The 8,039-nt window shown below is 74.1% G+C and carries 7 protein-coding genes and 1 pseudogene; 5 read left to right on the forward strand and 3 right to left on the reverse strand.

Going from position 1 to position 8,039, the window contains the following annotated elements:
* Positions 1-2,458, forward strand: a pseudogene (locus tag KS423_RS31680) (hypothetical protein); the annotation flags it as partial.
* A gap of 117 nt (positions 2,459-2,575) precedes the next feature.
* The gene (locus tag KS423_RS31685) at positions 2,576-3,505 is read left to right on the forward strand and encodes a cellulose-binding protein (protein WP_224283202.1); all 930 of its coding nucleotides are present in this window, start codon (positions 2,576-2,578) and stop codon (positions 3,503-3,505) included.
* A gap of 111 nt (positions 3,506-3,616) precedes the next feature.
* Here KS423_RS31685 and KS423_RS31690 read toward each other — a convergent pair whose 3' ends face one another.
* Positions 3,617-3,937, reverse strand: a complete 321-nt coding sequence (locus tag KS423_RS31690; RefSeq protein ID WP_224283203.1) for a hypothetical protein — start codon at positions 3,935-3,937, stop codon at positions 3,617-3,619.
* A complete protein-coding gene (locus tag KS423_RS31695) occupies positions 3,934-4,731 on the reverse strand; it encodes an alpha/beta fold hydrolase (protein WP_224283204.1) in 798 nt (265 codons plus the stop codon). Before KS423_RS31695 ends, KS423_RS31690 begins: the two co-directional genes overlap by 4 nt.
* A 170-nt stretch (positions 4,732-4,901) precedes the next feature.
* Between KS423_RS31695 and KS423_RS31700 the strand changes: the two genes are divergently transcribed.
* Both KS423_RS31700 and KS423_RS31705 read left to right on the forward strand, forming a co-directional pair.
* On the forward strand, positions 4,902-5,909 hold the full coding sequence (locus KS423_RS31700) for an ABC transporter ATP-binding protein (protein WP_224283205.1): 1,008 nt from the start codon (positions 4,902-4,904) through the stop codon (positions 5,907-5,909).
* Position 5,910: 1 nt separating this feature from the next.
* The gene (locus tag KS423_RS31705; RefSeq protein ID WP_224283206.1) at positions 5,911-6,678 is read left to right on the forward strand and encodes an ABC transporter permease subunit; all 768 of its coding nucleotides are present in this window, start codon (positions 5,911-5,913) and stop codon (positions 6,676-6,678) included.
* Positions 6,679-6,698: 20 nt separating this feature from the next.
* Here the strand turns inward: KS423_RS31705 and KS423_RS31710 are convergent, their stop codons facing one another.
* Positions 6,699-7,022 carry an ATP/GTP-binding protein gene (locus KS423_RS31710; RefSeq protein WP_224283207.1) on the reverse strand — a complete coding sequence of 108 codons (324 nt, stop codon included), beginning with the start codon at positions 7,020-7,022 and terminating at the stop codon, positions 6,699-6,701.
* 389 nt (positions 7,023-7,411) lie between these two features.
* Between KS423_RS31710 and KS423_RS31715 the strand changes: the two genes are divergently transcribed.
* A partial coding sequence (locus KS423_RS31715; protein WP_224283208.1) for an LLM class flavin-dependent oxidoreductase occupies positions 7,412-8,039 on the forward strand: 628 nt, incomplete at its 3' end.

Consider the following 8,039-nt stretch of genomic DNA (forward strand, 5'->3'; position numbering starts at 1 on the left):
CGCCGAGGTCCGCGAGGCGGCCGAGAAGCACAGCGCCGAGGTCCGCGAGGCCGCCGACAAGCACAGCGCCGAGGTCCGCGAGGCCGCCGACGCCTACGCCGCCGAACAGCGCACCACCGCCGACGCGTACGCGACGGAGACCCGGGCGGAGGCCGAGCAGGACGCCACCGAGCTACGCGCCCTGGCCCAGCGCGAGACCACCCAGCAGCGCGAGACCGCCGAGGCCTACGCCGACCGCGTCCGCACCGAGGCCGAACAGCACGCCACCGAGCTCACCAAGCGCACCGCCGCCGAGACCGCCGAGGTCCGCGAGGCGGCCGAAAAGCACAGCGCCGAGGTCCGCGAGGCCGCCGACAAGCACAGCGCCGAGGTCCGCGAGGCCGCCGACACCTACGCCGGCGACATCCACGAGGCCGCCGACGCCTACGCCGCCGAACAGCGCACCGCCGCCGACGAGGTGCTGGAGCGCGCCGAGGCCACCGCCGAGCAGCGCCGGGCCGAGGCTGCCAAGGACGCCAAGGCCACCCGCGAGAAGGCCGCCGCCGAGCTGGCCCTGGCCAACGAGCAGGCCGGGACCGTCCGGGCCGAGGCCGGCCGCCAGCTGTCCGAGGCCCGCGCCGCCGCCCACGGCATCCGCGCCGAGGCCACCGCCGAGCTGGAGCAGGCCAAGGCCGACCGCGCCGAGCTGATCGCCACCGCCAAGGCCGAGGGCGCCGAGCTGGTGGCCGCCGCCGAGGAGGAGGCCGCCGAGGTCCGCCAGTCGGTGGCCGGCATGCACGAGGCCGCCGCCGAGCAGATCGCCGCGCTCAAGGCCGCCGCCGAGCAGGACGCCACCGAGGTCCGCGAGGCCGCCGAGCAGGACGCCACCGAGCTGCGCGCCCTCGCCGAGCGGGAGACCACCGAGCAGCGCGAATCCGCCGACGCGTACGCCGCCGAGCTGCGCGCCCTGGTCGAGCGCGAGACCGCCGAGCAGCGCGAGCTCGTCGACCGCGAGACCGCCGACCTGCGCGCCCGCACCGAGGCCGAGACCACCGCCCTGCGCGAGCAGACCGAGCTGGAGCTGGCCACCGAGCGGGAGGCCGCCGAGAACGAGCTCGGCCGGCTGCGCGCCGAGGCCCTGGCGTACGACGAGCAGCTGCGTGCGGACGCCGAGGCCGAGTTGCACGCCGCCCAGGAGGCCGCCGAGCAGCTGCGCGCCGACGCCGAGGCGCAGGCCGCCCGTACGGTGGCCGAGGCCGAGGCCCAGGGCGCCCGCACCGTCGCCGACGCCGAGGAGCTGTCCGCCGGCCTGCGCGCCGAGGCCGAGGAGTACGCCCTCGCCACCCGCACCCTGGCCGACGAGTACGACTCCGACACCCACTCCCGCGCCGACGCCTACGACGCGCAGACCCGGGAGGCCGCCGAGCAGTTCGACAAGGCCACCCGCGAGCAGGCCAAGTCCGTCCTGGAGAAGGCCTTCGCGGACGCCGAGGCGCTCGGGGAGGACGCCCAGACCACCGCGCTGGCCACCACCGCCGCCGCCGAGGAGCAGGCGGACGCGATGGTCGCCGCCGCCCGCAAGGAGGCCGACCGGCTGGTCGCCGCCGGCGAGGCGGCCGGTCAGGGCGAGGTCGAGAAGGGCCGCTCCGATGCGGACGCCCTGCTCGCCGAGGCCCGCCGGGACGCGACGGCGATCCGCGAGCGCGCCGAGGAGCTGCGCGAGCGCACCGATGCCGAGGTCGAGGCCCTGCACGAGCGCGCCCGCAAGGAGAACGCGGCGGCCATGAAGTCGGCCGGTGAGCGGGTGGACGCGCTGGTGACGGCTGCCCAGGAGCAGCTGACCGAGGCCGAGGAGCAGGCGGTGTCCACCGTCGCCGAGGCCGAGGACCGCGCAGCGGCCCTGGTCGCCGCGGCCGAGGACCGGGCGGCCGAGCTGACCTCGGAGGCCTCCGCGGAGGCCAGCAAGGTCCGGATCTCCGCCGTCCGCAAGGCCGAGGGCCTGCTGAAGGAGGCGGAGACCAAGCTCGCCGGCTCCACCAACCGCGCCGAGGCGCTCATCGTCAAGGCCGAGGCCAAGCTGCAGTCGGCCGAGACCGAGGCCGAGGAGCGGCTGGACCAGGCCTCCGCCGAGGCGGAGAAGCGGCTGCGGGACGCCGACGAGGCCGCGGACGAGCAGATCGAGCGGGCGAAGGCGGAGGCCGAGCGGCTGCTCGCCGAGGCGAAGGCCGAGGCGAAGCGGGCCACCGACGAGGGCCGGCGCGAGCTGGACGAACTGGTGCGCCGCCGCAAGGACATCAACACCGAGATCTCCAGGGTCCAGGACGTGCTGTCCGCCCTGGAGGCATTCGAGGCGCCGTCACCGGTCGCCCAGGCCAACGGGGGAAGCAGCAGCAAGAAGGACGGGGGTGCCAAGGCCGGTGCCGGAGTTGGCTCCCCCCGGTCGGGTGGCAATCGCTCCAAGAGCTCACCACCCGATTGAGCGGACATTGGCGGTCATTGTCCGTGAGAGAACGACGTATAGCCGTCGACACTCCGGTACCGTGTCAGGATTCCCTCAACCACCTCAGCGGTTTGACGACAGGAAGCCCAGAACCCCATGAGCGACAGTCACTCCCCTCACGGCTTCGACCTGGTGCGCCGTGGGTACGAGCGCGCCCAGGTCGACGAGCGGATCACCAAGCTGGTGGCCGACCGTGACAGTGCCTTGACCCGGATCAGCGCGCTGGAGAAGCGCATCGAGGAGCTCCACCTGGAGACCCAGTCCGCCCAGGCTGCGGTCGTCGAGCAGGAGCCCTCCTACGCCGGTCTCGGCGCCCGGGTCGAGAAGATCCTGCGACTCGCCGAGGAGGAGGCCAAGGACCTGCGCGACGAGGCGCACCGCGCCGCCGAGCAGCACCGTGAGCTCGCCGAGGCCGCCGCCCAGCAGGTCCGCACCGAGGCCGAGAACTACGCCAAGGACCGCAAGGCCAAGGCGGAGGACGAGGGGCTGCGGATCGTCGACAAGTCCAAGAGCGACGCCGCCCAGCTGCGCGCCGAGGCCAACAAGGACGCCCAGAACAAGCGCGAGGAGGCGGACGCCCTCTTCGAGGACACCCGCACCAAGGCCGCCCAGGCCGCGCTGGAGTTCGAGACCAACCTGGCCAAGCGCCGCGAGCAGTCCGAGCGCGACCTGGCCGCCCGTCAGGCCAAGGCGGAGAAGCGCCTGGCCGAGATCGAGCACCGGGCCGAGCAGCTGCGCCTGGAGGCCGAGAAGCTGCGCACCGACGCCGAGCGCCGCGCCCGCCAGACCGTCGAGACGGCCCAGCGCCAGTCCGAGGACATCGTGGCCGACGCCAACGCCAAGGCGGACCGCATCCGCAGCGAATCCGAGCGCGAGCTGGCGGCGCTCACCAACCGCCGCGACAGCATCAACGCCCAGCTGACCAACGTCCGCGAGATGCTGGCGACGCTGACCGGCGCGGCCGTGGCCGCCGCCTCGCTGCCGAACGACGACACCATGGGCGTGCCCGCCCAGCAGTCGCGCTGACGCACGCCGGACCGGGCAGCACCGCAGGCCCTCACCCGCCCGGGTGAGGGCCTGTCGGCTTTCGCGCCGTCATCGCCCCGGGCGCGTCCAGGGCCTGTCGAGGACGGCCCCTTACCGGGGGTAGGCGCCGTCCGGCCGCTGGTACCCGCTGCTGAGCTGGTTGCCCTCGTCGTCCGAGACGGTGCCGAACCAGGAGGTGCACCAGACCGACACCGAGTCCGGCCAGTACTGCACCTCGAAGGGGTGCCCGGGCCCGTAGTCGCCGTACGAGGTGACGATGAAGGTCTCACCCGGGCGCATCCAGTAGTCCTCGCCGAGCGGTTCCAGGGTCAGCTCGACCAGCCCCTCGCCCCGGTTGGTCACGGGCATCCGGCCGGTCACCTCCAGCGCCGAGAAGTCCCAGGCCGCCGCGTCCTGGCTCTCCTGGCTCATCCGGCGGCCACCCGGGCGAGCAGGGTGCGCACGGCGGCGTCGAAGGCCTCGGGCGCTTCCAGGGCGCTCAGGTGGCCCACCCTCGGGAGGAGGGTCAGCTCGGCGTCGGGCCGGGCCCGCACCATCAGCTCGGCCTCCTCCGGCGCCACCAGGGCGTCCTGGGCGCCCGCCACGATCGCGACCGGCACCCGCAGGGCGGCCAGCACGTCCAGGGCGTCGGGGCGGGCCGCCATGGCCCGCTGGGCCCAGGCGACGGCGGCCGGCGGCGCGGCGGCGACCATCGCCTGCACCCGTTCCACCAGGTGCTGCGAGTCCGGCCCGAGCTGCCCGGCCGCGACCTGCTCGTCCAGCAGCAGCTGCACGCTGTCCCGGGCGGTGACGACGGCGGCGATCCGCTCCCGGTTGGCCCGTGCCGTGTCGGTGTCGGCGGTGGCCCGGGTGTTGGCCAGCAGCAGTCCGGACAGCCGGCCGGGGTGGCGGCGGGCGAAGGCCAGCGCCACGTAGCCGCCCATGGAGAGCCCGCCGACCACCGCGCGCTCGATCCCGGCCGCGTCCAGCAGCAGTGCGAGGTCGTCCGCGAGCAGGTCCAGCGAGGGCTCGTCGGCGCCCAGCCCGGTACCGCCGAACCCCCGCTGGTCGGGGGCGAGCACGCGCGCTTCGTCCCCGGTCAGGCCGGGCAGCGCGTCCAGTTGGGACGACCACATCGAGGCGTTCAACGGAAAGGCGTGCAACAGCACGAGAGGTGTTCCGGTACCGCTCTCGCGGACCGACACTGCGGAGGGGAGCTCGCTCATGCGCCCACCTCGCTTCGCTCGGCGGGGGCCTTCGCCCATGCGCACCTCTCGATGACTCGCTCGCTTCGCTCGCTCATGTCTCCAACCTATTCCGGTGCGCCTGGCGGGCCCACCCAGCGGGCCGCGATGCCCCGTTTGTCCTAGCCTGACAAGGAACTGTGGGAGCGCGAATGATCGAGCTGCACGAACTGACAAAACGTTACGGCAAGACGCTTGCGGTGGACCGTCTCAGCTTCCGGGTCCCCCAGGGGGTGGTGACCGGCTTCCTCGGCCCCAACGGCGCCGGCAAGTCCACCACCATGCGCATGATCCTCGACCTCGACCGCCCGACCGCCGGCCGGGTCACCATCGACGGCAAGCACTACGGGCAGCTCAGCGAACCGCTCAAGTACATCGGCGCGCTGCTGGAGGCCAAGGCCGTCCACCCCGGCCGCACCGCCCGCGACCACCTGCTCTGGCTCGCCCAGAGCAACCGCATCCCCGCACGCCGGGTGGACGAGGTGCTCGCCCTGGTCGGCCTCACCCCGGTGGCCCGCAAGCGGGCCCGCGGCTTCTCGCTCGGCATGGGCCAGCGCCTGGGCATCGCCTCCGCCCTGCTCGGCGATCCGGAGATCGTCATGTTCGACGAGCCGGTCAACGGCCTGGACCCGGAGGGCATCCTCTGGATCCGCAACCTGATGAAGCGCCTCGCCGCCGAGGGCCGGACGGTCCTCGTCTCCTCCCACCTGATGAGCGAGATGGCCGTCACCGCCGACCACCTGGTGGTCATCGGCCGGGGGCGGCTGCTCGCCGACCTGCCGATGCCGGAGTTCATCCGGCGCAACTCCCGCTCCGCCGTACGGCTGCGCAGCCCGGAACCCGAGCGGCTGCTCGACGCGCTGGCCGAGGCCGGCCTGCGGCACGAGCCCGGCCCGGACGGCTCCTACGAGGTGGTCGACGGCGACATCGCCCGGCTCGGCGGGCTGTTCGCCGCGAACGGCGTGGTGCTGCACGAGCTCAGCCCGCAGCAGGCCTCACTGGAGGAGGCCTTCCTGCGGATGACGGCCGACTCGGTGGAGTACCACGCGGGCGACGGACCGGGCCGGGACGCGGCCGGCGCGCCCACCGCGTGGGGCGCCGGCTGGAAGGCGGACGGCACCCGGAAGACCACCACCACGGCACTGCAGGAGGAGAACTGAGATGGCGTCCTTCCCGGCGGTCCTGCGCTCCGAGTGGACGAAGATCCGCAGCGTCCGCTCGACGGTCTGGACGCTCGCGCTGACCTTCGTCGTCACGGTCGGCATCGGCGCACTGCTGTCCCTGCTCACCAGCACCGACTTCAGCGAGTTCCGCCGGAACGGGCAGGCCCCGTTCGACGCCACCGGGACGTCCTTCTCCGGCATCATGCTCGGCGAGCTGGCGATCATCGTCTTCGGTGTGCTGGCGATCGGCAACGAGTACAGCAGCGGCATGATCCGGGCCACCCTCGCCGCCGTCCCGCAGCGCGCCACCCTGCTCACCGGCAAGGCGGCGGTGCTCGGCGCGCTGGCCCTCGCGGTCTCGCTGGTGACGGCCTTCGTCACGTTCTTCGTCGGCCAGGCGCTGCTCGGCTCGCACTCCACCACGATCGGCGAGCCGAACGTGCTGCGGGCCGTGTTCGGAGCCGCGCTGTACCTGACGATGCTCTGCCTGTTCTCGGCGGGCGTCACCACGATGCTGCACAACCAGACGCTCGCGCTCGGCGTGCTGGTGCCGTTCTTCTTCCTGCTCTCGCCGATCCTCTCGGCGGTGCCGAAGGTCAGGACCCTGGCCCACTACTTCCCCGACTACGCGGGCTCGCGGATGCTGCTGGTGTACGAGCAGCACGGCCAGCCGTACGGGCCGTGGACCGGCTTCTTCATCTGCCTCGCCTGGACGGCGGCGGCGCTGGTCGGCGGTGCGCTGGTGCTCAGGCGGCGCGACGCGTAGCCGGCCCCGCAGCGGGAGCGTCAGTACCGCGGAGCGCCGCGGCCTCGCAGGAGGTTGGAGGCCCGGCGCTCCCGCGCTCCCCAGCAGGCGCGGTGCCAGTGCCGCCGGTCGTCCACCCCCGCGCCGTGCATCGGCCAGGCCACCACGTGGCCCACCCCCGGCGGGATCTCCTGGTCGCAGCCCGGGCAGCGGTAGAACCGCCCCGCCGTCCCGGCGACCGTCTGGACCACCCAGTCCTCGCCCCGGTAGCTCTCGGTGCGACGCAGCGAACCGCCGAGCGGGGCGGCCGCCTCGGCGCTCTCGCGGGGGGCGGCGATCTTGATCCGATTGCGGCGCGGAGACACGCGGACTCCCTCTCCTCCTGGGCTCTGAGTCGTTCCAGCCTACGGCCGGCCGGACTCCCCCACGGCCACTATCACGGCTCCGTCCGGCACTTCGGGGTTTTTGCCCAGATCCACCCGATCATCGGGGAAATTCAGGGTTCCGCGTGCCATTGGCACATGACATCGGATACCCACAAGGGGAAGAGGCGGGGCCCGCAGACCCTGCGCGCACCCGAGGAGGACCAACGATGAGCAAGACCAGCGCCCGAGCCGAGACCGGTCGGCCCGTCGGGATCCGGCCGCCCGCCCCCGGCCCGACGCTGACCTCCGTCCCCCCGGTGACGGCCGTCGCGGGCGAGCCGCTGCCGGCGCCCCAGCGGGCGGGCGCGCTGCCGCCGTCCACCGGTCCGGTGCGGCTCGGCCTGTTCCTGCTGTCCGCGCAGTTCCCCGGGCAGAGCCACGGAGAGGCGCTGGAGCGCACCGTCCGCTCCGCCGTCGAGGCCGAACGCGCGGGCCTGGACAGCGTCTGGCTGGCCGAGCACCACTTCGTGCCGTACGGGGTGTGCCCGGACGCCGCCACGCTGGCCGCGATGCTGCTCGGCCGCACCCGCCGGATCGGCGTCGGCACGGCGGTCAGCGTGCTCTCCACCCGCCACCCGGTGGGGCTCGGCGAGCAGGCCGCGCTGCTGCACCTCACCTCCGGCGGACGGTTCACGCTCGGGGTGGGCCGCGGCGGGCCGTGGATCGACCTGGACGTGTTCGGCGGCGGCGTGGACGCCTTCGAGAACGGCTTCCCGGAGCGGCTGGACCTGCTGCTGCGCTGGCTGCGCGGCTCCCGGGTCGGCGCGGACGGCCCACAGTTCGCCTTCCCCGAGGTCACGGTGGTGCCGCGCGCCACCGAACCCCTGCGGCGGCCGGGCCTGAGCAGCTGGCTCGGCCTCGGCGGGCGCTCCGGCCCCGTGCGCTTCCCGCGCCAGCGCCGGGACGACGAGGGCCTCGGCGAGGAGCTCACCGTCGACGGGCGGCCGGTGGCCGGCC

It is taken from the genome of Streptomyces sp. LS1784 (genome assembly GCF_020103755.1).
Classification (GTDB): Bacteria; Actinomycetota; Actinomycetes; order Streptomycetales; family Streptomycetaceae; genus Kitasatospora.

Coding starts and splice junctions, on each gene's coding strand:
- KS423_RS31685 (WP_224283202.1), top strand. CDS start 2,576: ATGAGCGACAGTCACTCCCCTCACGGCTTCGACCTGGTGCGCCGTGGG.
- KS423_RS31690 (WP_224283203.1), bottom strand. CDS start 3,937: ATGAGCCAGGAGAGCCAGGACGCGGCGGCCTGGGACTTCTCGGCGCTG.
- KS423_RS31695 (WP_224283204.1), bottom strand. CDS start 4,731: ATGAGCGAGCTCCCCTCCGCAGTGTCGGTCCGCGAGAGCGGTACCGGA.
- KS423_RS31700 (WP_224283205.1), top strand. CDS start 4,902: ATGATCGAGCTGCACGAACTGACAAAACGTTACGGCAAGACGCTTGCG.
- KS423_RS31705 (WP_224283206.1), top strand. CDS start 5,911: ATGGCGTCCTTCCCGGCGGTCCTGCGCTCCGAGTGGACGAAGATCCGC.